Origin of the sequence: Pseudodesulfovibrio sp. (assembly GCF_028692895.1) — a bacterium.
GTDB lineage: Bacteria > Desulfobacterota > Desulfovibrionia > Desulfovibrionales > Desulfovibrionaceae > Pseudodesulfovibrio.
Genome location: NZ_JAQUWN010000023.1, coordinates 25,444 through 48,866 on the forward strand (window position 1 = coordinate 25,444; position 23,423 = coordinate 48,866).

At 64.3% G+C, this 23,423-nt stretch carries 23 protein-coding genes; 14 read left to right on the plus strand and 9 right to left on the minus strand.

What is annotated here, in order from left to right; genetic code table 11:
- Positions 1–3 precede the first annotated feature (3 nt).
- From PHP91_RS07800 to proC, 7 genes are all read left to right on the plus strand, one after another.
- The gene (locus PHP91_RS07800) at positions 4–1,218 is read left to right on the plus strand and encodes a divergent polysaccharide deacetylase family protein (protein WP_300139289.1); all 1,215 of its coding nucleotides are present in this window, start codon (positions 4–6) and stop codon (positions 1,216–1,218) included.
- A 367-nt stretch (positions 1,219–1,585) separates the two neighbouring features.
- Positions 1,586–2,563: a flagellar motor switch protein FliM gene (gene fliM, locus PHP91_RS07805; protein WP_300139291.1), complete on the plus strand. Its 978-nt coding sequence runs from the start codon at positions 1,586–1,588 to the stop codon at positions 2,561–2,563.
- A 129-nt stretch (positions 2,564–2,692) separates the two neighbouring features.
- Positions 2,693–3,646, plus strand: a complete 954-nt coding sequence (locus PHP91_RS07810) for an ABC transporter substrate-binding protein (protein ID WP_300139293.1) — start codon at positions 2,693–2,695, stop codon at positions 3,644–3,646.
- Positions 3,647–3,769: 123 nt separating this feature from the next.
- Complete coding sequence (locus tag PHP91_RS07815) at positions 3,770–4,666, plus strand: ABC transporter permease (RefSeq protein ID WP_300139295.1); 897 nt, start codon at positions 3,770–3,772, stop codon at positions 4,664–4,666.
- Positions 4,663–5,457, plus strand: a complete 795-nt coding sequence (locus PHP91_RS07820; RefSeq protein WP_300139297.1) for an ATP-binding cassette domain-containing protein — start codon at positions 4,663–4,665, stop codon at positions 5,455–5,457. The genes PHP91_RS07815 and PHP91_RS07820 overlap by 4 nt, the downstream gene beginning before the upstream one ends.
- A 124-nt stretch (positions 5,458–5,581) precedes the next feature.
- A complete protein-coding gene (gene ndk, locus PHP91_RS07825) occupies positions 5,582–6,004 on the plus strand; it encodes a nucleoside-diphosphate kinase (RefSeq protein WP_300139299.1) in 423 nt (140 codons plus the stop codon).
- Positions 6,004–6,804, plus strand: a complete 801-nt coding sequence (proC, locus tag PHP91_RS07830) for a pyrroline-5-carboxylate reductase (protein ID WP_300139301.1) — start codon at positions 6,004–6,006, stop codon at positions 6,802–6,804. The genes ndk and proC overlap by 1 nt, the downstream gene beginning before the upstream one ends.
- Before the next feature lie 53 nt (positions 6,805–6,857).
- Here the strand turns inward: proC and cbiB are convergent, their stop codons facing one another.
- From cbiB to rsmA, 9 genes are all read right to left on the minus strand, one after another.
- A complete protein-coding gene (gene cbiB, locus PHP91_RS07835) occupies positions 6,858–7,808 on the minus strand; it encodes an adenosylcobinamide-phosphate synthase CbiB (protein WP_300139303.1) in 951 nt (316 codons plus the stop codon).
- 54 nt (positions 7,809–7,862) lie between these two features.
- On the minus strand, positions 7,863–9,611 hold the full coding sequence (gene rpoD, locus PHP91_RS07840) for an RNA polymerase sigma factor RpoD (protein WP_300139305.1): 1,749 nt from the start codon (positions 9,609–9,611) through the stop codon (positions 7,863–7,865).
- The gene (dnaG, locus tag PHP91_RS07845) at positions 9,598–11,385 is read right to left on the minus strand and encodes a DNA primase (RefSeq protein ID WP_300139307.1); all 1,788 of its coding nucleotides are present in this window, start codon (positions 11,383–11,385) and stop codon (positions 9,598–9,600) included. Before dnaG ends, rpoD begins: the two co-directional genes overlap by 14 nt.
- A gap of 30 nt (positions 11,386–11,415) precedes the next feature.
- Positions 11,416–13,719, minus strand: a complete 2,304-nt coding sequence (locus PHP91_RS07850; protein ID WP_300139309.1) for a Smr/MutS family protein — start codon at positions 13,717–13,719, stop codon at positions 11,416–11,418.
- 23 nt (positions 13,720–13,742) lie between these two features.
- Complete coding sequence (locus PHP91_RS07855; protein WP_300139311.1) at positions 13,743–14,192, minus strand: GatB/YqeY domain-containing protein; 450 nt, start codon at positions 14,190–14,192, stop codon at positions 13,743–13,745.
- Between the two features lie 3 nt (positions 14,193–14,195).
- Positions 14,196–14,396: a 30S ribosomal protein S21 gene (gene rpsU, locus PHP91_RS07860; RefSeq protein ID WP_300139313.1), complete on the minus strand. Its 201-nt coding sequence runs from the start codon at positions 14,394–14,396 to the stop codon at positions 14,196–14,198.
- 181 nt (positions 14,397–14,577) lie between these two features.
- A complete protein-coding gene (locus PHP91_RS07865) occupies positions 14,578–14,748 on the minus strand; it encodes a hypothetical protein (protein WP_300139315.1) in 171 nt (56 codons plus the stop codon).
- Positions 14,749–14,763: 15 nt separating this feature from the next.
- Complete coding sequence (locus PHP91_RS07870) at positions 14,764–15,036, minus strand: HU family DNA-binding protein (protein WP_300139317.1); 273 nt, start codon at positions 15,034–15,036, stop codon at positions 14,764–14,766.
- Between the two features lie 261 nt (positions 15,037–15,297).
- Positions 15,298–16,074, minus strand: coding sequence for a 16S rRNA (adenine(1518)-N(6)/adenine(1519)-N(6))-dimethyltransferase RsmA (gene rsmA, locus PHP91_RS07875; protein WP_300139319.1), 777 nt, complete (start codon positions 16,072–16,074; stop codon positions 15,298–15,300).
- Between the two features lie 115 nt (positions 16,075–16,189).
- Here rsmA and PHP91_RS07880 point away from each other — a divergent pair, with 115 nt between their 5' ends.
- The 7 genes from PHP91_RS07880 to PHP91_RS07910 all read left to right on the plus strand — a co-directional run bounded on the left by PHP91_RS07880 (position 16,190) and on the right by PHP91_RS07910 (position 23,423).
- Positions 16,190–16,711, plus strand: a complete 522-nt coding sequence (locus tag PHP91_RS07880; protein ID WP_300139321.1) for an adenine phosphoribosyltransferase — start codon at positions 16,190–16,192, stop codon at positions 16,709–16,711.
- 16 nt (positions 16,712–16,727) lie between these two features.
- Positions 16,728–17,477, plus strand: a complete 750-nt coding sequence (gene mtnP, locus PHP91_RS07885; protein ID WP_300139323.1) for an S-methyl-5'-thioadenosine phosphorylase — start codon at positions 16,728–16,730, stop codon at positions 17,475–17,477.
- A 3-nt stretch (positions 17,478–17,480) separates the two neighbouring features.
- Positions 17,481–18,830, plus strand: coding sequence for an amidohydrolase (locus tag PHP91_RS07890; RefSeq protein WP_300139325.1), 1,350 nt, complete (start codon positions 17,481–17,483; stop codon positions 18,828–18,830).
- Between the two features lie 117 nt (positions 18,831–18,947).
- A complete protein-coding gene (locus tag PHP91_RS07895) occupies positions 18,948–19,232 on the plus strand; it encodes a PxxKW family cysteine-rich protein (RefSeq protein WP_300139326.1) in 285 nt (94 codons plus the stop codon).
- 121 nt (positions 19,233–19,353) lie between these two features.
- A complete protein-coding gene (locus tag PHP91_RS07900; RefSeq protein ID WP_300139328.1) occupies positions 19,354–20,574 on the plus strand; it encodes a M20 family metallo-hydrolase in 1,221 nt (406 codons plus the stop codon).
- Positions 20,575–20,592: 18 nt separating this feature from the next.
- On the plus strand, positions 20,593–22,476 hold the full coding sequence (mnmG, locus tag PHP91_RS07905) for a tRNA uridine-5-carboxymethylaminomethyl(34) synthesis enzyme MnmG (RefSeq protein WP_300139330.1): 1,884 nt from the start codon (positions 20,593–20,595) through the stop codon (positions 22,474–22,476).
- 131 nt (positions 22,477–22,607) lie between these two features.
- Positions 22,608–23,423, plus strand: a complete 816-nt coding sequence (locus PHP91_RS07910) for a hemolysin family protein (protein WP_300139332.1) — start codon at positions 22,608–22,610, stop codon at positions 23,421–23,423.

The window sequence follows — 23,423 nt, forward strand, 5'->3', positions numbered from 1 at the left end:
TTCATGGACGAGCGTCCCGACGAAAAGAAAGAGACGGCCGGGTCCGGGAGCTTCCTTGCGAAGCTCTACCGACCCGGTCCTCTTGTTTTCCTCTTTGCCGTCGCCATCGGCGGCCTGCTCTGGTTCGGCTACCACCTGGCCACCGAGGAGACGCCCCCGCCCGAGGTCGTCACCCGTCCAGAACCGGTTCCCGCCGCCCCAAAGATTTACGAGGAAGAGACCTCCACCATCGAGGACAAGGTCAAGGAGGTGGACCTGGCCATCATCGAGGCCATGCGCCGCCTCGGACTGAACCTGGCCGACCTGGAGCTGCTCGACGTGGAGCTCCGCCACAAGGACGGCCAGGGCTACCACTACCAGGTCCTGCGCATTCCCGAGACCAGGGACGCCGCCGCCTTCCTGACGGCCCTCAAGGAGCGGCTGGCCGAGCGCGAGCCCGAAGCCCTGCTGAGCGACAACGGCACGGCCGAGGCCGCAGTCAGCGTGGGCGCCCTGCCCACCCATCGACTGCTGCTGCGCACTGTTCCCTTCGTCCTGCCCAGGCCCGAGAAGAAGGGCCCGCAACTGGCCGTGGTCATCGACGACATCGGCGAGAACACGACCGTGCTCGAAGGGCTGGTCCGGCTCGACTTTCCCGTGACCCTGGCCGTCTGGCCCAACGCCAGCCACACGGACGAGAGCGTGGCCCTGGCCAAGAGCTCCGGCCACGACCTCATCGTCCACTTCCCCATGGAGCCGCAGGGATACCCCAAATACAACCCCGGCGACGACGCCCTGTTCATCACCATGACCGACGCCCAGGTGCGGGCCCGCGTGGCCCAAAACCTGGCCAGGGTGCCTGGGGCCATCGGCGTCAACAACCACATGGGCTCCCGCTTCACCGAGAACGGCCCCGGCATGCGCGCCGCCCTGGACGAATTCCGGCAGCGCGGCCTCTTCTTCCTGGACAGCCTGACCACCCCGCACAGCGTGGGCCGCAAGGTCGCCCGTGAACTGGGCGTCCCCTTTTACGAGCGCGACATCTTCCTGGATAACGTCAAGGACGTGAACGCCATCATCCTCCAGCTCAAGAAGGCAGAGAACGTGGCCCGCAAGCAGGGTCGCGCCATCGCCATCGGCCACCCCTACCCGGCCACCCTGGCCGGCCTCCGGGAATGGGCCGCAAGCCGGAACACCGCCGTCCGGCTTGTTCCCCTCTCCCAGATGAAGCCGGAATAGCATTTTTTTCGCCCCGCTCCTTTTTTTCCACGTCACCCCCCTGTGTCCATGGGTTGTCGCACACCGTTTTTGCCATGTGCGTCATCTGACAAAATCCATGCTGATTTCATTGATTATTTTAGCGTTACTCTATAATATCTTAAAAACTTCTAGAACTTCTTTAACAAATTCCGGGCGTGATATGGTCCCTGCGCTTGCCTTGCGAGCGGCTGGCGTGTAACAAATTTTTAAAGAGAACGGCCGGTCCGGCCGATGAGCCGGGAAGGAGCGGTCCGGTTTTTGCTAACCTTTCCACGATGTTCAAAATTACGTCGCAGCCGGACGCAACCGGGCCGCACAGGCGGCAAGAGAGTGAGGCTTTTCGCAGATGAGCAAAATTCTCGAACAAGATGAAGTCGATGCCCTGCTCCGGGGCCTTTCCGGAGGGGATGTCGAGACGGAGACCGAGATACCGGAGGACGACTCCGGCGTGGTCTCGTTTGATCTGGCCAACCAGGACCGGATCATCCGGGGCCGAATGCCCGTTCTCGAAATCGTCAACGACCGCTTCTCCCGGTTGTGCACCAACGCGCTGGCCAACACCATGCGCAAGCGCGTGGACATCAACCCCATCTCCATCGACATGTCCAAGTTCGGCGACTTCATGCGCTCCCTGCCGGTGCCGACCTCCATCTCCATCTTCAAGATGGACCCCCTGCGCGGCAACGCCCTGCTGGTGGTCGATTCCCGCCTGGTCTTCGCCCTGGTGGAGAACTTCTTCGGCGGCGCCGGCAGCCAGCCCAAGGTCGAGGGGCGCGACTTCACGCCCATCGAGCAGGCCATCGTCGAACGCGTGGTCAAGATCGCCCTGGCAAACATGGAGGAGTCCTGGAAACCGGTGCACGAGGTCCATGTCGAGATGGTCCGCACCGAGGTGAACCCCCAGTTCGCGGCCATCGTGCCGCCGTCAGACGTGGTCATCGTCGTCACCTTCGAGGTGGAGCTGGAGAACGCCATCGGCTCGCTCATCGTCTGCCTGCCCTACGCCACCATGGAGCCCATCCGCTCCAAGCTGCACGCATCCTTCCAGTCCGAGCGGCTGGAGGTGGACCACGTCTGGATCAACCGCTTCAAGGAGCGGCTCATGGAGACGCCGGTCGAGATGGTCATCCGTCTGGGTCGCACCTCCATCAGCGGCCGCCAGCTCCTCTATCTCCAGGAGGGCGACATCATCCTGCTGGACACCGACGAGGACGAGCTGCTGGAAGCCGAGGTCGAGGGCGTGCGCAAGTTCATGGGGTTTCCCGGCCGGGTCAAGGGCAACAAGGCGTTCAAGGTGGTCAAGGAGGAGGAAATCCGCTTCTGAGACCGTTTTCAACCGATTTTCAAGGGCCGCTTCGCGCGGCCTTTTCTTTGCCGTACCCAAAAGCGCTTGACTTCAAATAGCCCCCGAGTTCAAAATTTCGCTTCACTATTTCAAGGGAGGAATCCGTCCATGAAGAAAATTTTGTTCGTTTTGCTGGCCGCGCTCTGTCTGCTCGTCGCCGGCCAGGCACAGGCCAGACAGTATGTGGTCTCCGTGACCCAGATCGTCGAACACCCCGCCCTGGACGCCATGCGCAACGGCGTGATCGACCGGCTCAAGGAGAAGGGACTCGACGTGATGGCCAACGTGCACATAGCCCAGGGCAATCCGGCCACCAACGTCCAGATCATCAGCCAGATCATGGGCGAGCAGCCCGACCTGGTCCTGGCCATCGCCACCCCCGGCGCGCAGGCCGCCGCACAGAAGATTCATGACCGGCCCATCCTCTTCACCGGCGTCACCGACCCGGTTTCCGCCGGCCTGGTCAAGAATCTCGAAAACACCGGCGGCGGCAACATCACAGGCATGTCCGACTTCAGCCCCATGGACAAGCACGTGGCGCTGATCCGCGAGCTGGTGCCCGGCGTAAAGGCCATCGGCGTCATCTATAACGCGGGCGAGCCCAACTCCGTGGTCCTGGTGGACAAGCTCAAGGAAGAGGCCGCCAAGGCCGGCCTGACCGTGGAGGAGGCGACCATCGCCAACTCCAGCGGCGTCTACCAGGCGGCCAAGAGCCTGGTCGGCCGCTGCCAGGCCGTGTACGTGCCCACGGACAACACCGTGGTCTCGGCCATCGAGTCCGCCGTCAAGGTCTGCAAGGACAACAAGCTGCCGCTCATCGCCGCCGACGTCGACTCCGTGGACCGGGGAGCCATTGCCGCCGTGGCCCTGGACTACTACAAGATGGGCCTTCAAACCGGCGACATGGCCTACCGCATCCTGGCCGAGGGCGTGGCTCCCTCCGCCATGCCTGTGGAGTTCCTCAACGACCTGAACCTGCACGTCAACAAGGCGTCGGCCGCCGCCATGGGCGTCACCCTGTCCGACGACCTGCTCCAGCGCGCCGCCAAGGTCGTCGAATAGGCTCCATTTGCGTATTGGGCGCATTCAGTATACAAGGCGCGTTGTCCGCAACGCGCCTTTTTTCCGCCCTCCGGACCGGGCGGGCGAGGCTGGCATCTTCCGGCGAGAAATTAGGAAACAATCATGACGAGTTACGCACTATTCGGCGCTCTTGAGCAGGGATTCGCCTACGGCCTGATGGTCCTGGGCGTCTACCTGACCTTCCGGGTGCTCGACTTCCCGGACCTGACCGTGGACGGCAGCCTGCCCCTGGGGGCCTCGGTGGCCGCCGTGGTCGTGACTTCCGGCCATTCCCCGGTGCTGGCCATCCTCCTGGCGGGGGGCGCGGGCTTCCTGGCCGGAGCGATCACCGGCATCCTGAACACCAAGTTCAAGATCCTCCACCTCCTGGCCTCCATCCTGACCATGATCTCGCTCTACTCCATCAACCTGCGCATCATGGGGCGGCCCAACATGAGCCTGCTCGGCAAGGATACGGTGGTGGACTGGTTCCAGGCCTTCAGCGGACTGCCCTCCTACGTCTCGACGCCCATCCTCTTCGCCGTCATCTGCTCCGTGGCCGTGGCCGCGCTCATCTGGTTCCTGCACACCGAGAAGGGCTTCGCCTTCCTGGCCACGGGCGACAACAAGCAGATGATCACCAGCCAGGGCGTCAACACGGACGTCGTCATCATTTTCGGCGTGGGACTCTCCAACGCCCTGGTCGCCATGTCCGGGGCCCTGGTGGCCCAGAACCAGGGCTCGGCCGACGTCAACATGGGCGTTGGCACCATCGTCGCGGGCCTGGCCTCGGTCATCGTGGGCGAGACCGTGTTCGGCGACAAGACCATCTCCCGCGCGTTCATCGCCGCCCTGCTCGGCTCGGTGCTCTATCGCGTGGCCATCGCCCTGGCCCTGGGGCTCAAGCTCGGCTCCTTCTCCTTCACCCCGAGCGACCTGAACCTGATCACCGCCCTGCTGGTCATCTTCGCCCTGGTCATGCCGCGCATGAAACGCAGGCTTCTGGGAGGCGTACGATGATCTCCATCACCAACGTGACCAAGGCCTTCAACCTGGGCAGCGTCAACGAGGTCCGGGCCCTGAACGGCGTGGACCTCGAAGTGAAGGATGGCGACTTCATCACCATCATCGGCTCCAACGGGGCCGGAAAGTCCACGTTCCTCAACGCCATCGCCGGGACCTTTCCGCTGGACAGCGGCCGTATCGTCCTGGAGGACCAGGACGTGACCAAATGGCCGGAATACAAGCGCGCCGCCCTGATCGGCCGAGTCTTCCAGGACCCGCTACTCGGCACCTGCGCCGGAGCGACCATCGAGCAGAACCTGGCCATGGCCATGAAGCGGGGCCAGCGCCGCACGCTGGGAATCGGCATCCGGGCCAGGGACCGCGCCTTCTTCAAGGAAAAGCTCGCCGTGCTCGGCCTCGGGCTGGAGGAGCGGCTCAAAACCTCCACAGGCCTGCTCTCCGGCGGGCAGCGCCAGGCCCTGACCATGCTCATGGCCACCCTGGTCCGGCCGCGTCTGCTGCTCCTCGACGAGCACACCGCCGCCCTGGACCCCAAGACAGGAAGCATGATCCTGGAGCTGACCGAGGAGCTGGTCCGGTCCCAGAACCTCACGGCCCTGATGGTCACCCACAACATGAACCAGGCCATCACCCTGGGCAACCGGCTGATTATGTTTCACCGGGGCCGGATCGTCCTGGACATCGCGGGCGAGGAAAAACGAAATCTCAAGGTCGATGACCTGCTCCGCCGCTTTTCCGAACTGCGCGGCGACGAAGGCGTGTCCGACCGCATGTTGCTTTGTTAGTGGATCGCGCGGTTTTACTAGGGACCGCATGACCCATTGGTGGGGCCCGCGCGAGGCGGTCCCCGGGGAAGACTGGCAAATTGCTGCCGATACGTATAAGACAGACAACCATAGGGAGGCATTAATGGCTATCGAACGCACCTTTTCCATCATCAAGCCGGACGCCGTGGAGCGCGGCCTGATCGCCGAAATCCTCAAGATGATCACCGACTCCGGCCTGAAGATCAAAGGCATGAAGATGATGCGCATGGACCGCGCCAAGGCCGAGGGCTTCTACGCCGTCCACAAGGAGCGCCCCTTCTTCGGCGAGCTGGTGGACTACATGATCTCCGGCCCGGTGGTGGTTTCCTGCCTGGAAGGCGAGAACGCCATCGAGAACTACCGCAAGCTGATGGGCGCCACCAACCCGGCCCAGGCCGAGGAAGGCACCATCCGCGCCGCTTACGGCATGAGCATCCAGAACAACGCCTGCCACGGCTCCGACGGTCCCGACACCGCCAGGACCGAGGTGGCCTACTTCTTCAACGACGACGAGCTGGTGGGATAATGACCAAGAGAATCGGGTTCATCGGCACGGGCAACATGGGATCGGCCATCCTGAACGGATTGGCCTCCCGCGACGACATCGAACGGCACGGCTACGACCATCACCAAGAGAAGCTCGCGCAGCTCGCCGCGTCCTGCGGCCTCAAGGCGCACGACAGCGTCCTGTCCCTGGCCGAGGCCTGCGACATCGTGGTGGTGGCCGTCAAGCCCCAGTACGCCGAGGCAGTGGTCAAGGAGATCGCCGCCTCCCTCGATGCGTCCAAATGCCTGGTCTCCATCTGCGCCGGACTGACCGTTGAGCGGTTCCGGGACTGGAGCGAGGGCCGCTGCCCCGTGGTGCGGGTCATGCCCGACACCCCGGCCCTGGTGGGTGAATCCGTTTCCGCCGTCTGCCTGGACGACAAGGACCTGAGCGACGAGCTCCGGGCCTTCATCCCCGGCCTGTTCAAGGCCATCGGCCAGGTGCACATCCTGCCCGAGAGGCTCTTCGACGCCTTCACCGGCGTCATCGGCTCCGGCCCGGCCTACGTCTTCTACTTCATGGAGGCGATGATCGAGGCGGGCGTGGCCCTGGGCCTGACCCGGCCGCAGGCCACGCAAATGGTCAAGGGGCTCTTCCTCGGCTCGGCCAAGATGGCCGACCAGAGCGAGCACTCCGTGCCCCAGCTCCGGGAAATGGTCACCTCTCCCGGCGGCACCACGGTCCGGGCGCTGATGCACTTCGACCGCCAGGGTATGCGCGGCGACATCATCGACGCCATCTTCAAGTGCTGCGAACGGAGCATCGAACTCGGCAAGTAAACGAAAAGGGCTCCGCAAGGAGCCCTTCTTCTTTCCTGTTGTGGCTATAGCGCCTAAAAAGCAATCCGGAGCCATCCGAACAGCAGGATGAACACCCACCCCGCCCGGTGGCCGGAAACCTTGCACAGGGCGATCAGGGCGCGGATTTTCGCCCGGTCCCAGGGCTTTTCTCCCGGGCCGAGCACCGGCTTCTCCTTCACCTTTCCGAAATACACGGCCCGGCCGCCCATGCCCGCGTCCATGAGCCACGCGGCGGCCGCCATGGGCCAGCCCGCGTTGGGGCTCTCCATCTTCATGGCGTCGGCGGCTAAGTTCGCCCTGGCCGCGCGGTAGTCCAGGCCGCGCATCCTGCCGGTGATCAGCAGGGCCCAGGCCGTGATCCGGGCCGGAATCCAGGCCAGGACGTCGTCAGTCCTGGCCGCGCCGCGCCCCAGGTCGCGGAAGCGTTCGGTGCGGTAGCCCCACATGGAGTCCATGGTGCTGACCGCCTTGTAGGCCCACATGCCGCCGGGGCCGAAGATCGCCAGATAGAACATCGGGGCCACGAAGCCGTCGTTGAGGTTCTCGCTCACGGTTTCGGCCAGGGTCCGGCGGACGCCCTGTGCGTCCAGGACCGAAGTGTCGCGGCTGACGAGCATGGACAGGGCCCTGCGCGCGCCGTCCAGGTCGCCGTCGTCCAGGCGTGCGGCCACCTGCCGGGCCTCGCGCACCAGGCAGCCCATGGCCAGCCCGGCATAGGCCAGGTACACGGCGATGAGGACGCCGACGTACGGGATGGCCATCAGGATTTCGGCCAGGAGCAAGGCCCCGGCCCCGAAGAGGACCACGGCCGTCCAGCCCGCGGCGCGCAGGTTGAAGCCCACCCTGCGGGCCGAGGCCTCGTACAGGTCGAGCCCCTTGCCGATCCAGCGAACCGGGTGCGGCAGGCCGCGCGGGTCCCCGAACAGGGAGTCCAGGAGCATGGCGGCGGCCGGAATGAAAAAGGCGAGGAAGTATTGTTCCATGGTGAAAAATGAAAAGGGGCCGGGAGGAATGTTCCTCCCGGCCCCCGGTCGAGTCTAGTTTTCGAAGTAGGACCGAAGCAGCGCGCTGCGCACCGGATGGCGCAGCTTGCGCAGGGCCTTGGCCTCGATCTGGCGGATGCGCTCGCGGGTGACGTTGAAGAGCTTGCCCACCTCTTCGAGGGTGTGGTCGGACTTCTCGCCGATGCCGAACCGCTTGCGCAGGACCTGTTCCTCGCGCGGGGTCAGGTCGGAGAGGACCGAGGCGATCTGCTCGCTCAGCTTGGTGGAGACCACCTCCTCGGCGGGCGCGGCGGCCTTCTTGTCCTCGATGAAATCGCCCAGGCTCGAATCCTCCTCGTCACCGATGGGGGTTTCGAGGGAAATGGGTTCCTTGGCGATTTTGAGCACCTTCTTGACCTTCTCCAGCGGATAGTCCATGCGCTCGGCGATTTCCTCGGGAGACGGGTCGCGGCCCAGCTCCTGCACCAGGTAACGCGAGGTGCGGATGAGCTTGTTGATGGTCTCGATCATGTGCACCGGGATGCGGATGGTCCGGGCCTGGTCCGCGATGGCGCGGGTGATGGCCTGGCGAATCCACCAGGTGGCGTAGGTCGAGAACTTGTAGCCGCGCTGGTATTCGAACTTGTCCACGGCCTTCATCAGGCCGATGTTGCCCTCCTGGATCAGGTCCAGGAACTGGAGGCCGCGGTTGGTGTACTTCTTGGCGATGGACACGACGAGGCGCAGGTTGGCCCGGATGAGCTCCTGCTTGGCGCGCATGGCGGACTCATTGCCGCGCTTGATGCGCCACAGCACCTCTTCCAGGTCGTGGACCGAGTGGCAGCACTTCTCCTGGAGCCGATGCATGATCTCCAGCTTGCCCGCGAGCATTTCCTTGAAGGAGAAGAACTCCTCCACGGTCATGCCCAGGGTGTCGGCGGCCACCACGGGATTGATCTCGCGGTCGTCCACCTTCTTGAACAGCACCTCGATCTCGGCCTTGGTCTGCCCCACGGACAGGACGTAGGCCGAGAGGTCGCGCTGGCAGTTGTGCATCTGGCGGACGTAGTCGTTGACCGTCTCGATGACGCGGTCGATGAGCGTCTTTTCGAGCTTGATGTCGCGCAGCCGGTTGACCACCTCGTCCTTGTAGCCGAGGATGTCCTTTTGGACGCCCGCCACGCGCTTGTCCGTCTGGGCGCAGTAGTCCAGCTTCTCGTAGATCTTCCTCTTTTTCTTGTAGAGCTTCTTGACCTCGTCGAGCAGAAAGATGACCCGCTGGCGCTGGTTCATCTCGTCCTCGCTGGGATCGTCCTCCTCGATGGTCTTGACGACGTCCTTGAGCTTGACGCGGCCGTCGCGCAGGTCGTCGCCCACGACGACGAGCTCCTCCACGGCCACTGGGACCTCCACCAGGGAGTACAGGACCTCCATCTCGCCGTTCTCGATCTTCTTGGCGATGACGACCTCGCCCTCGCGGTCGAGCAGGGGCACGGCACCCATCTCGCGCAGGTACATGCGCACCGGGTCGGTGCTGCGCGAGGCGTAGTCGGCGCTGTCGTCGTCCTTGTCGTCCGTGAGATCGAGATCGTCCTTGTCGGGATCGATGTCCTTGACGTCTTCGTCCTCGTCCACCAGGGCGATGCCCATCTGGTCGAAGATGGACTGGATTTCTTCAAGTTGTTCCGGTGTATTATAGTCGGAAGGCAGTGCCTTGCTCAACTCTTCGTACGTCAGGAATCCGCGTTTCTTGCCCTCGGAGATCAGGGTTTTGATTTGTTGGATTTCCTTAATGTTGCTCATCGTCCCTCCTGAGAGATTCTTCCAAGGCCCGAAAACATTCGTCGATTCGTCGGCTGTCTCCGCTGATCTGCGCTTCACGCAGGGCCTCTTTGAGCTGCTGCCGATCCTGTTTCTGCTGTCCAAACGCGATTTTATTACAGATGTGTTCCCATTCGTCCAGTAGTTCGCTGCCGGAAAGTACGTTTTCCCGCATCTCCTCGCGGCATCGGATGTAAAAGCGTTTTTCTTCTTCGTTCAGCAGGCTCATGACGTGGCCTTGCTGCGCATGTTTCAGCTTTTCCCAGATGTCGCGGGCCCACTGCGTCCCGAGGATCTGTCCAAACCCTCTTCTCGCCAGCTCCGGCACGTAGTCCGGGTACTGGATGGGGAACCGCAAAAAATATTGATCGTCCTTGTCTTCCTTGCCGCAGGCGGTCAGGTTGCGCGGCCGCGGCTGCGCCCCTCTGCCCTGTCCCTGCGGAACGTTTCGCGCCGGTCCCCGCCCCTGCTGGCCCTGTCCGGCGTACCGCGCTGGTGCAACGCCCGCATCGCGCCGGAAGTCGGCCTCGGAAAGCCCGAGCCCGCCCGCGATGCGAGGCAGGTAGTACGCCCTCAACGACGGATCGGCCAGCTCGGCCATGAAGGACTTGGCCCAATCCATGATCTCCCTGGGCGCAAACTGCGCGCGCAGGGTCTCCAGACAAAAATCCAGCCCGGACGGCGCGTCGGCCAGGCAGGCCTCGAAGCCGTCCCGGCCGCGGGTCTGGAGCAGGCTGTCCACGTCCTCGCCGTCGGGCAGGAGCACGGCGCGGCAGGCCACTCCCTGCAACAGGATCATTCGGCTGCTTTTGAGCGCGGCTTTACGGCCCGCGTTGTCTCCGTCGAAAACAAGATCGACGCGCGAGCAGAAGCCGGCCAACCGTTTGACCTGGTCCGATGTCAGGGCCGTGCCCAGGACACCGCAGGCGTCGGTGTAGCCGAACTGATGCAGCGAGATCACGTCCATGTACCCCTCGGTCAGCAAGGCCCGCTTGGAACGGGTCATGGTGGTCCGCGCCAGATGCAACCCGTACAGGTGGTCGCCTTTCTTGTAGATCGGCGTATCCGAGCTGTTCAGGTACTTTGGTTCTCCCTCTGTAATTATTCTGCCGCCAAAAGCAATGACCCGGCCCGATAAATTTTGGATGGGGAAGATCAGTCTTCCACGGAACCGGTCGTAGATGTTGCCTTTATCGTTTTTCGAGAGCAGCCCGGCCTCCACGCCCAGGTCCGGGGTACGGCCCCGGCTGTTCAGGTGGTTCAGCAGGCCGTGCCAGTCATCCGGGCTGTAGCCCAGGCCGAATTTCTCGATGACGTCCGGGGTCATGCCCCGCTTCGAGAGGTAGCGACGGGCCGTTTCCCCGGCGGCCATGCGCAGGTTGCGCCGGAACCACTCCGAGGCCTCGTCGTGCATGGTCATGAGCAGGTTCTTGCGCGCCTTGCGCTCCGCGGCCTGCGGGTCCGGGGCCACGTTGCCCAGCTCGATCCCGGCCTCGGCGGCCAACTGCTCAAGGGCCTCGCGGAAGTCGAGGCCGTTGATCCGGCCGTAAAAATCGATGACGTCTCCCGAGGCCTGGCACCCGAAGCAATAGAAAAAGCCCTCCTCGTCGTTCACCGACATGGACGGCTTGGTCTCCTGGTGAAAGGGACAGGCCCCCATCCACCGGCCCGAGACCGGCTTCAGGTCAACATAGCGGCGCACCACTTCCGCAATGCTGACGCGGGCCTTGACGGCCTCGATGGCACTCCTGTCCATTGCCAAGCTCCGTACCGGTCGGTCGACCGGCTATTTGAGGACCGCTTCGGTCATGCCATCCCCGCCCCGCTCCTCGTTGGCCAGCGAGAAGCTCTCCACGGCCGGGTAATGGCTCAGAAAATCGTGCACTTCGCGCCGCAGCGCGCCGGTGCCCCGCCCGTGGACGATCTCCAGGCGGCCCGCCCCCTTGCGCAGGGCTTCGTCCAGGGCGCGCTCCAACATGCTGAGCGCCATGTCCGCCCGCTGGCCGCGCAGGTCCACCTCCAGGGCCGGGCCGGACGATGCCGGGGCCGCCGGGGCCTGTGGCGCGGGCTTGCCGAAGTCCGGACCGCCCTCGGCCGGGGCGAGTTGATCTGCCTTGATCCACATGGCGACGCCGCCGATGTCCACCTTGGCCTGCCGCTTCCGGTCGTTGACTTCAAGGACCACGCCGGACTTGTTCCAAGCCGGATACGACACTTTGAGGCCCGGAACAATATCCTTGATCGAAAAAGTTGGGGCCTCGGTTTCAACCTCAGGGCCGAGTTCAACGATCCGCTCGCGCACCTCGGCGAGTTTCTTGCGGGTTTCCTTTCGGCCGACGCGTTCGGACTGCCACTCGCGAACGATGGTCTGCGCCTTGGACTGGAGGTCCTTCAGCAGGGAGGCGCGCTCCTTCTCGAACCGCTCCTCCAGCCGGGCGCGCTTGGCTTCCATCCGGGCCCGTTCGGCCTCGATGGCTTCCAGCTCGCCCTCCCGCTTCACAGCCATGGCGTTGAGCCGGTCGAGAACGGCGGAGGTGTCCGAGCCGTCCAGGAGCAGGTAGCGCTCGGCGCGATCGAGCACCTCGGCGGGCAGGCCGTGCTCCCGGGCCACGTCCAGGGCGATGGACGCCCCCACCTGGTCGTAGGCCAGCTTGTAGAGCGGTTTTTTGGTGGACGGGTCGAAGAGCACGCTGGCGGCGCGCACGCCCCTGGCCGCCATGGCGTAAGCCTTGAGGGCCGGGAAATGGGTGGCGATGAGGGCCACGGCGCGCTTCTCCACCAGGCTGTCGACCACGGCCTGAGCCAAGGCCGCGCCCTGGGTGGGATCGGTGCCCGCCCCGAATTCGTCGAGGATGAACAGGGTCCGCGCGTCGATGCGCTCCCAGACCCGCTTCAAATAGTGAATCTGGGCCGTGAAGGTGGAGACGTTCTCCTCCAGGGACTGCTCGTCGCCCATGACCACGAAGACGTTGGCCCAGAGAGGGAGCGAACTGCCCTCGGCCGCCGGGACCGGGAGCCCGGAAAGGGCCATCAGCCCGATAAGTCCCAGGGTCTTGAGGCAGACCGTCTTGCCGCCCGCGTTGCCGCCGCTGATGATCAGGGCGCGCTGGCCCTCGTTGAGCAGGATGTCCAGCGGGTGGACCGACTCGTCGGCCAGGGCCAGGAGCGGATGGCGCGCCTTGCGCAGCCGGGGCTCGCCGCCGTCGGTGATTTCGATGGCCCGGCCGTCGAAGGCCCGGGCGAGCTTGACCTTGGCCATGAGCACGTCCAGGACCACCAGGCCGTCGTAGGCGTCGGCCAGCCCTCGCTGTTCGTCGCGGACCAGGCCGGTCAGGTAGGTCAGGACCTTGTACTCCTCCTCCCGCTCGCGCCGCTTGAGCTCCTGGAGGCGGTTGTTGGTCTCCACCAGAAAGAGCGGCTCGAAATAGCAGGTTTCGCCGGTCTGGGAGTAGTCGTGGATGATGCCCTTGATCTTGTTCTTGTAGTTCACCTTCAGGGGCAGGACGTAACGGTCGGACGAGACGGTCATGAACTCGTCCTGAACGGCCTGGGCCAGGTTTTCCTGGAGGATGAAGTCCTTGACCCGCTTGGTGCAGCGCTGGTGGATGGCGCGGATCTCGCCCCGGACCTCCCGCAGGCCGGGCGAGCTTTCGTCGCGCAACTGGCCTTCCGGGTCCAGGCAGCGGCCGATGCCGGACACGGTCTTCTGCGGCCAGTCATAGCCGAAGAGCGTGGCCAGGAGCGCGTCCCAGCCCCGGTTCTCGAACCGGCGCAGCGAGTCGCGGGCGCCGCTCGCGATATCCAGGGTCTGCTTGAGGGCGAAAAGGTCGTCCAGGTCCAGGACGCCCTTGGGGTTGTTCAGGAAGGCGAACATCCCGTCGAGCTCCGGGAAGGCCGGGAAGGAAAAGCCGGTCTCGTTGACCCAGGCGGCGCACTGCTCGAAGAGCTCGGCGGCCGCGCGGACCTCTTCAAGGGAGTTGAGCGGCCGGAGCCCACGGCACGCGGAAGCCCCCGGTTCCGAAACGGCGAAACCGGCCAGCGCCCCGAGGACCTTGGGGAATTCCAATAGCTCGAATGTTCTTGACTCCATGCGAGTCGACTATGGTTGGAGAGTTAGGCGGAGAGCTTGGCCTTGACCATGTCGCTGGCTTGCTTGCCGTCGACCTGGCCCTTGTGGGCTGCGAGAACCGCGCCCATGACCTTGCCCATGTCCTTCATGCCGGAAGCGCCGGTCTGCGCGATGACCGCATCGATGGCGGCCGAAAGCTCGTCATCGGTGAGCTGCTTGGGCAGGTACTGCTCAAGCTCGACCATTTCCGCGGCCTCCACCTGGGCGAGATCGTCCCGGCCGGCCTTGGAATACTGGTCAAAGGCGTCCTTGCGCTGCTTGACCTGCTTGGCGATGAGTTCGAGCACGACGTCATCGGAGAGCGCGTCGCGCATCTCGTCGACCATACGATTTTTAATGGCCGTCTTGAGATGTCTCAAGACGGCCACTTTTGTCGTCTCTTTCGCCTTGTAGGCTGCGATGTAATCCTTGTCGATCCTTTCAGAAAGACTCATTGGCTACACACCGCGCATCTTGCGGATTTTTTTGGCAAGCCTTTTCTTGGCGGCAGCTTTCTTTTTCTTCTTCTGCACGCTGGGCTTTTCGTAGTGCTGACGTTTCTTCAACTCGGAAAGGATTCCGGCTTTCTCGACCTGCTTCTTGAAGCGGCGGAGAGAGATGTCGAAGTTGTCGCCTTCGTCTAAGTATACGCCGGGCAAAGTAAATCACCTCCTCGGTGAACCAGCACTGGTGTGCTTGGCGGGCGAAATGGAAGGTATCCATAGCCGCATCCGCCGTGAAATGCAACAGAATTTGTGCAAAAAATGCAAGGCGGACGCAGGTCAGCAAAAGGGCCTGCCGCACCGGCGGCAGGCCCTCGTCCCCTGTCGGGGTTCGGAACTAGTGGTGAACGGACTTGGAGTCAGTCCAGGATTTGAAGATGGTGTAGGCAAGGCCGATGCCGATGACGCCCAGGACGATGTAGAGAACACCGAAGAAGACGAAATGGTCGGGCTGCCACCAAGGAAGGTCCTGAGGCAACGGGCTATGAACGGTTTCACCGTGGATCATTGGTAATCCTCCCGACTACTTGACGGCGTCTTTGAGGACCTTGCCGGGGTGGAACTTGACCACCTTGGTGGCGGGAATCTTGATCTCGGCGCCGGTGCGGGGGTTGCGACCCACGCGGGCCTTGCGCTTGTCGACGCTGAAGGTGCCGAAGCCGGTCAGGGTCAGCTTGCCTTCCTTGACCAGAGTGGCCTCGACGGTCTCCAGGAAAGCGTTCAGGGCGCGCTCCGCATTGGCTTTGGTCAGATTGGCCTTCTCCGCGATTTTTACGATCAAATCAGCCTTAGTCATCAGTCCTTCCTCCTCAAATGAAAAACTATTGAGTTCAGTGCGTCCGGCCGCAACCGGCGTATGCGCTTTGTTTCCAGCCAAGTTCCTTTTTGGGCTTTAAAGGAACTTTGCCATCGTGTCCAGCCCGTAGCGGCAAAAAACAGAAAAAAACCCCGCCAACTGGTGCTTTCCGGCCTTTTGTCACATCCGTCCCCTTTCGTTCCAGAGCGTCAACGAACAGCGCCAACGCCTCGGAAAGACGGCGTTTCGTGAAAAAAAGAACTAAACGTGCCCGGAGAGGGACCGAAACTGCTCCGGAGAGAGATTTTCGGGCCGCAACCGGGTGTCCATCCCGTGCCGCTCGAACCACTCCGCCACTTCGGGCGTCCAATCTTTTTTGAGTATGGTCCCGAGCTGCTTGCGGCGCTGCTGGAACAGAAGCTTGATGAGCCGGGAGAGCCGCTCCGGGTGGACGGGCCACTCCTCCGCCGGCAGAGGATCGAACCGGACCACGGCGGAGTCCACCTTGGGCCGGGGGTGGAAAACCGTGGGCGGCACCTTGAACAGGTAGCGGGTCGCGCAGAAGTTCCGCACCCATACGGTCAGCCCGCCGTAGGCCTTGCCGTTCGGCTCGGCAGTCAGGCGGAGGGCCACTTCGTGCTGGACCATGAACACGGCCCTGCGCATGCGCGCCCGGCTGACGATGTCCCAGATGAGTTTGGACCCGACGTTGTAGGGAAGGTTCCCGACGATCCGGCACGGCCCGGCCAGTTCGTCCCAGGGGAATTCCAGGGCGTCCTGCCGGACTATTTCCATAGTAGGGAATTCCGCCTCCAGCCGGTCGGCCAGGGCGTCGTCCTTTTCCACCGCGGTGAACCGGGCCGGGGCCGCGTCCGCGATGAACCGGGTCAGGGCCCCCTGCCCCGGGCCGATCTCGACGACGCGGTCGCCGGGCTCCAGTCCCAGTGCGTCAACGATCTTGCGGCAGATGTTGTCGTCCTTCAGAAAATTCTGGCCCAGGCTCTTCTTGGCCCGGTGGGGTCCGGGGTCTTGCTGCATGTCGTCCTCTCCGTGTGGGCCATCACTAGCCGAACCCGCGAAAGGTGGCAACCGCATTGACACCATGGCGGGCATAACCTTATGAATCACCGGTATTCACCACCAGGAGGCATCCATGAACATTCGCGACTACATTCGAGACATTCCCGACTACCCCAAGGAAGGCATCGTCTTCTTCGACATCACGCCGATCCTCTCCGATCCCGACGCTTTTCGCTACACCGTGGACTGTCTGGCCGAGAAGTTCAAGGACTCCGGCGCGACCAAGATCGTGGCCGCCGAGGCGCGCGGCTTCATCTTCGGCGCTCCACTGGCCTACAAGATGGGCATCGGGTTCGTCCCGGTGCGCAAGCCGGGCAAGCTGCCCTACAAGACCCGTTGCGTCACCTACGACCTGGAATACGGCACCGACACCCTGTGCATGCACGAGGACGCCATCAAGGAAGGCGAGAAGGTGCTTATCATCGACGACCTGCTGGCCACCGGCGGCACGGCCGAGGGCATGCTCCAGCTCGTGCGCGAGGCGGGCGGCGACATCGTGGGCTGCGGCTTCGTGGTCCAGCTAGGTTTCCTCGACGGCGCCAAGATTCTGGACAAGGCCGGGCAGCAGCACTGTTTCCTGCTGGAAATCGACTAACCGCCGGAGCTTACGCATGACCAAGATCGGCATCATCGGCGGCAGCGGCCTGGACAATCCCGACATCCTGAAGGACGCGCGGGACGTGGAAGTATGCACCCCGTACGGCAAGCCCTCCGCCCCGCTCAAGACCGGCGCCATCGCGGGCAGGGAGGTGGTCATGCTGGCCCGCCACGGCCGCGAGCACACCATTCCCCCCACCTTCGTCAACTACCGGGCCAACATCCGGGCCCTCAAGGACGCGGGCTGCGGCGTGATCCTGTCCACCACGGCCTGCGGGTCGCTGCGCGAGGAGATCGAACGGGGGCACCTGGTCATCCTCGACCAGTTCATCGACTTCACCCGGCGGCGCGCCGTTTCCTTCCATGAGGAATTCGAGCCCCACGGCGCGGTGCACACGGCCATGGCCGACCCCTTTGACGAAAAGCTGCGCGCGCTGCTCAACGCGGGCTGCGACAAGCTCGGCCTGGCCCACCACAAGACCGGCACCGTAATAACCATCGAGGGCGCGCGCTTCTCCACCCGTGCGGAATCCAACATGTTCCGCATCTGGGGCGCGGACGTCATCAACATGAGCGTGGCCCCTGAGTGCATCCTGGCCAACGAGGCCGGGATTCCCTACGGCTGCGTGGCCATGAGCACGGACTACGACTGCTGGAAGACCGACGAGGCCCCGGTGACCTGGGAGGAAATCCTCAAGGTCTTCAAGGGCAACGTTGAAAAGGTGGTCTCCCTGCTCTTCGAAACCATCAAGACCATGGACTGATCCATGTCCCCGGAAATTCCCCTCTCGTCCCGGCCCAGACGCTGCGACCTGCTCGTCCGGGCCGACCTGGTAGTCACCCAGGACGACGAGCGGACCACCCTCGAACACGGCGGCGTGGCCGTGCGGGAAGGCCTGGTGGCCGAGGTGGGCCCCTATGCCGATCTCGACCGCCGCTACGAGCCGGACGCCAGGCTCGACCTCTCGGGCAAGATGCTCCTGCCGGGGCTGGTCAACGGCCACACCCACCTGCCCATGACCCTGTTCCGGGGCTTTGCCGACGACCTGCCCCTCATGGACTGGCTGCGGGACCACATCTGGCCCGTGGAGGCCCGGCTCACCGAGGGTCTGCTCGACATCGGGGCGCGCATCGGCTGCGCCGAGCTCATCCGTACCGGATGCACCGCCTTCCTCAACGGCTATTTTCATGAGGAGATCACCGGCGAGGCCGCTTCGGCCGCCGGACTCCGGGCCGTGCTGGGCGAGGGATTCTTCAATTTCCCCTCCCCCATGTTCCCGGACGCCGAGGCGTGCTGGGCCACTGTCCGTCGCCTGGACGAGCGGTTCCGGGGCAATCCCCTGGTGCGCACGGCCGTGACGCCCCACGCGGCCTTCACCGTGTCGCCGGAGAACCTGGCGGCCAGCTTCGAGCTGGCGTGCGACCTGGACATCCCCTGGCAGACCCACCTGGCCGAATCCCCGGTGGAGACGGCCACCTGCCTGGAAAAGTACGGCAAGCGCCCCCTGGAGATCCTGCGCGACGAAGGGCTGCTCTCCCCGCGCACTGTGCTGCACCACTGCGTGGACCTCTCGGAGGAGGAAACCGGGCTGGTGGCCGACTCCGACACCTGCGTGGTCCACTGTCCGGCCTCGAACTTCAAGCTGGCCTCGGGCATGGCCCCGGCCCAGCGCTACCTCGACGCCGGGGTGACCGTGGGCCTGGGCACGGACGGCGCATCGAGCAACAACCAGCTCAACCTGTTCCGCGACATGGGACTGGCCGCCCTGGTGGGCAAGATCCAGGCGGGCGACGCCTCGGCGGTGAACGCCGCGTCCGTGCTGGACATGGCCACCCGCGGATCGGCCCGGTGCATCGGCTGGCCCGAGCTCGGCCGCATCCAGGCGGGCCACCCGGCCGACATGGTGGCCCTGGAGCTGGCGGAACCGAACCTGATTCCCCTGTTCGACCCGGTGTCCCACGCGGTCTACGCCACCACCGGCAAGGAGGTGTGCATGACCATGGTCGCCGGGCGGGTCCTTTACCTCTACGGGGAATTCAAGACTTTGGACGTGGCATCGCTCCGGGAGGAGGCGCGCCGTGCGGCCGAGTGGGCCCGTTCGGTCCGCGACTCCTAAAAATCTCTCAAAAAAACTTGACAACACCCGGCCTGGCCGCCTATCGAAATCTGCTCTTGCACCAAAGCGAATTTCATTGTCGGCCCACGCCGCATCAATACGAAAGGAAGGAACAGCATGGCTAAGAAAAACACCGTATCCCTGGAAGGGGCCGTCAAGACCGATGCGGGCCTGACCTACAAGGGCGTCGTCCTGGAGCCCATTGTCGAGAAGTGTGAAGGTTGCGAACGCGCCGTCGACTTCGAGGACCAGAAGTACTGCCCCACCTACGCCCAGCCCTCTCGCAAGTGGGCCGCCGGGGTCTGCAATTTCGCCACCCACGTCCGCGCCGAAGTGGAAAAGGGCGGCAAGGTCAAGATCAACCCGCTCAAGGCCTCCAAGCGCGCCGCGCGCGGTCGGTAGACACCACGAGATCGGATATGGAGGCGGGGCTTGTCCCCGCCTTTTTTGTTGGCCCCGGGTTGTCTATTGCAACCGCTTGCACCATACTGGGCCGGCAAAGAAAACCAAGCCGGGAGGCATCATGAACGTACTTTTCGAGGAATTGGACCGGCAGACCGAAACCGTGGTCGAGCTGCAACGCGCCCTGACGGCCATTCCGGCCCTGGGGCCGAAGAACGGCGGCGATGGAGAGAAGGAAAAGGCGGAATACCTCCTCGACCGGCTCCAGGCCCTGGGCATCGAGGACATCCGCGAATACCCCGCGCCGGACCAGTCGGTCCCCTGCGGCTACCGGCCCAACGTCGCGGCCGTGATTCCCGGCAAGGACCGGAGCAGGACCCTGTGGGTCATCTCCCACATGGACATCGTGCCGCCGGGCGACCTGGCGCTGTGGAAGACCGATCCCTACGACATGGTCCGCGACGGCGACACCCTCTACGGGCGCGGCGTCGAAGACAACCAGCAGGGCATCGTCTCCACGCTGCTCGTGGCCAAGGCGCTGCTCGACCTCTCCGTCACTCCGGAGATCAACTTCGGCATGCTCTTCGTGGCCGACGAGGAGACCGGCAGCGAGTTCGGCCTGGACTACCTGGTCCGCGCCCACGAGGACCTCTTCGGCCGGGACGACATGTTCCTGGTGCCCGACTCGGGCGAACCCACCGGCGAGATGGTCGAGATCGCCGAAAAATCCATGTTCTGGCTCAAGGTGGTGGTCGAGGGCAAGCAGTGCCACGCCTCCACCCCGGACCAGGGCGTCAACGCCATGATCCCGGCCGCCGCCCTGATCCTCAAGCTCAAGCAGCTCGAAACCGTGTTCGACGCGGAGGACCAGCTTTTCAGCCCGCCGCGCTCCACCTTCCAGCCCACCAAGCGCGAAGCCAACGTGGAGAACATCAACACCATCCCCGGCCGCGACGTCTTCTACGTGGACAGCCGCGTCATGCCCCAGTACTCGCTGGACGAGGTCCTGGACAAGATTCGCGAATACGGGGCCGAGGTGGAAAAGGAATACGGCGTGGCCATCTCCTGCGAGCCGGTCATGTGGGAACAGGCCGCCCCGGTCACCCCGCCGGACAGCGCCATCGTGCGCAAGGTCATGGAGAGCTCGCGCCGCGTCTACGCCAACAATCCGCGTCCCATGGGCGTGGGCGGCGGCACCGTGGCAGCCTTCCTGCGCCGCAATGGCTACCAGGCCGTGGTCTGGGCCACCCTGCACCACAACGCGCACCAGCCCAATGAATCGGCTTCCATCAAGCATGCCATCGGCGACGCCAAGGTCATCGCCGACATGCTGGTCTCCTAGCCCGGTCCCGGAGGGCTCATGCAGGAAAAGCCCCGTTTCCCCGAACGGTTCGACCTGATCGTGGTCGGCGCGGGCCACGCCGGATGCGAGGCGGCCATGGCCGCCGCCCGCATGGGGCTCGACACCCTGCTGCTGACCATCAACGTCGAGCGCATCGGCCACCTCTCCTGCAACCCGGCCATCGGCGGCCTGGCCAAGGGCCACATGGTCAAGGAGATCGACGCCCTGGGCGGCATGATGGGGCTGTGGGCCGACGCCGCAGGCATCCAGTTTCGGGTTCTCAACACGCGCAAGGGCCCGGCCGTGCGCTCCAGCCGCGCCCAGATCGACCGCGCCGAGTACATGCGCGTGGTCCAGCGCTCTATCTTCAACCAGGACCACCTCTGGGTCTTCCAGGACATGGCCGACGCCGTGCTCGTGGAAGACGGGCGCGCTGCGGGCGTGCGCACCCAGCTCGGGGAAATCCTCCAGGCCCGCTCCGTGCTCCTGACCACCGGCACCTTCCTGCGCGGCCTGGTCCACGTGGGCCTCAACCATTTCGGCAGCGGCCGCATGGGCGACCCGCCCTCCAACGCCCTGTCCGACAGCCTGCGGGCCGTGGGCCTGGAGCTCGGCCGCCTCAAGACCGGCACCACCCCGCGTCTGCTCAAGTCCTCCATCGATTTCAGCAAGATGCAGGAGCAGCCTGGCGACAATCCGCCCCGCCCCTTCAGCTTTCGCAACACCTCGGCGCCCATGCCCCAGGTCTCCTGCTGGCTGACCTACACCAACCCCGAGGCGCACGAGATCATCCGCTCCGGCTTCGACCGCTCGCCCATGTTCACCGGCGTCATCGAGGGCACGGGCGCGCGCTATTGCCCGTCCATCGAGGACAAGGTGGCCCGGTTCCCGGAAAAGGACCGGCACCAGATTTTCGTCGAGCCCGAGGGGCTGGACCATCCCGAAATGTACCCGAGCGGCATCCCCACCAGCCTGCCCTTCGACGTGCAGAAGCGGATGGTCCGGGCCGTGGTCGGCCTGGAGAACGCCCAGATCGTGCGGCCCGGCTACGCCATCGAGTACGACTTCGCGCCGCCCACCCAGCTCCTGCCCACCCTGGAGACCAAGGTCCTGCCGGGGCTCTACCTGGCCGGGCAAATCAACGGCACCAGCGGGTACGAGGAGGCGGCGGCCCAGGGCATGTGGGCGGCGGTCAACGCGGCCTGCGCCCTCACGGGGCGTCCGCCCTTCCTGCTCAGGCGCGACCAGGCCTACATGGCCGTGCTGGTGGACGACCTGGTGACCAAGGGAACCCGCGAGCCCTACCGCATGTTCACCTCCCGGGCCGAGCACCGGCTGCTCCTGCGCGAGGGCAATGCGGACGAGCGGCTGACCGGCATCGGCCGCGAGCTCGGCCTGGTGGACGACGGCCACTGGAAACTTTTCAGCGCCAAGCAGGACCGGCTGCGCACCGTGCTTGAAGGGCTGCATTCCATCCGCGTCCGGCCCGACGCCCCCACACGCGACCTGCTGAACGAGCTGGGCGCGGCCGTGCCCGGCAAGGCCGTGGAGCTGGCCGCCCTGCTCCGCCAGCCGCAGGTGGAGATCGGCCAACTGGCCGTTTTCTATCCCGAACTGGCCGGGATGGACGAGGAGGTGCTGCGCGAGGCCGAGACCCAGGTCCGCTACGAGGGCTACCTGGTCAAGCAGGAGGAGCTGGTGGCCAAGTTTCGCCGCCTGGAGGACGTGCCCTTGCCCGCCGACCTCGACTATTCGGCCGTGGCCGGGTTCACCCGGGAGGTGGTCGAAAAGCTGTCCGCCGTCCGCCCCGTGACCCTGGGACAGGCCGGGCGCATCTCCGGCGTCACCCCGGCGGCCCTGGCCTGCCTTGAGATTCATCTGAAAAAACAAGGGGTATTGTAACAATACCGCCAACGGATGCTATTGACAGGGTGTCAACCACTGTCTAAGAATTTCAAATATGATGCGAGCCCGCGCCGTCGGGCGCTTTTCCCCAAACGAAAAGCCGTTAACACTTTTCAAGGAGTCTGGTCTTGGACGAAGGGTCTGACAGTCGAATCGCCTCCATTTTCAAAAAACTTTTCGGCTCCAACGAGCAACAACTGGAATCGCACATCCTGGAAGCCAGCGCCGAGGGCGAGATTGATCGGGACGAAGTCTCGATGCTTCTCAACATATTGGATTTCGACAAGAAAGAGGTTTCCGAGATCATGGTCCCCCGCACGGACATGATCTGTGTGGATTTTACCGGCACCATTCGCGACGTGGCCGACGCCATCGTCACCCAGGGAGCCCACTCCCGCATCCCCGTCTTCAAGGAAAACAAGGACCACATCATCGGCGTGGTCCATGCCAAAGACCTGCTCAACCCGCTCATCGAGGGCCGCGCGGACATGCCCGTGCCCGAGATCATGCGCCAGGTCCACTTTGTGCCCGAGGACATGCGCCTCGACGACGTCCTGGCCACCTTCAAGCGCGAGAAGCTGCACATGGCCATCGTCATCGACGAATACGGCGGGACCTCCGGCCTGGTGACCATGGAGGACGTGCTGGAGGAGATCGTGGGCGAAATCGCCGACGAATACGACCAGGACCGGCCCGACGAGATCCGGGACCTGGGCGACGGCACGTTCATCGTCTCCGGCCGCGTGCCCCTGGACGAGGTCTGCGAATGCTGCGCCCTCAAGCTGGAAAGCGGCGACGTGGACTCCATCGGCGGCTTCCTGGCGGCCATGGCCGGGCGTATCCCGCGCGTGGGCGAATCCTTCACCTGCGACGGCAAGCGGTTCACCGTACTTGAGGCGGATGAACGGCAGGTCTGGTCCATCAAGATAGAACCGCTGGAATAA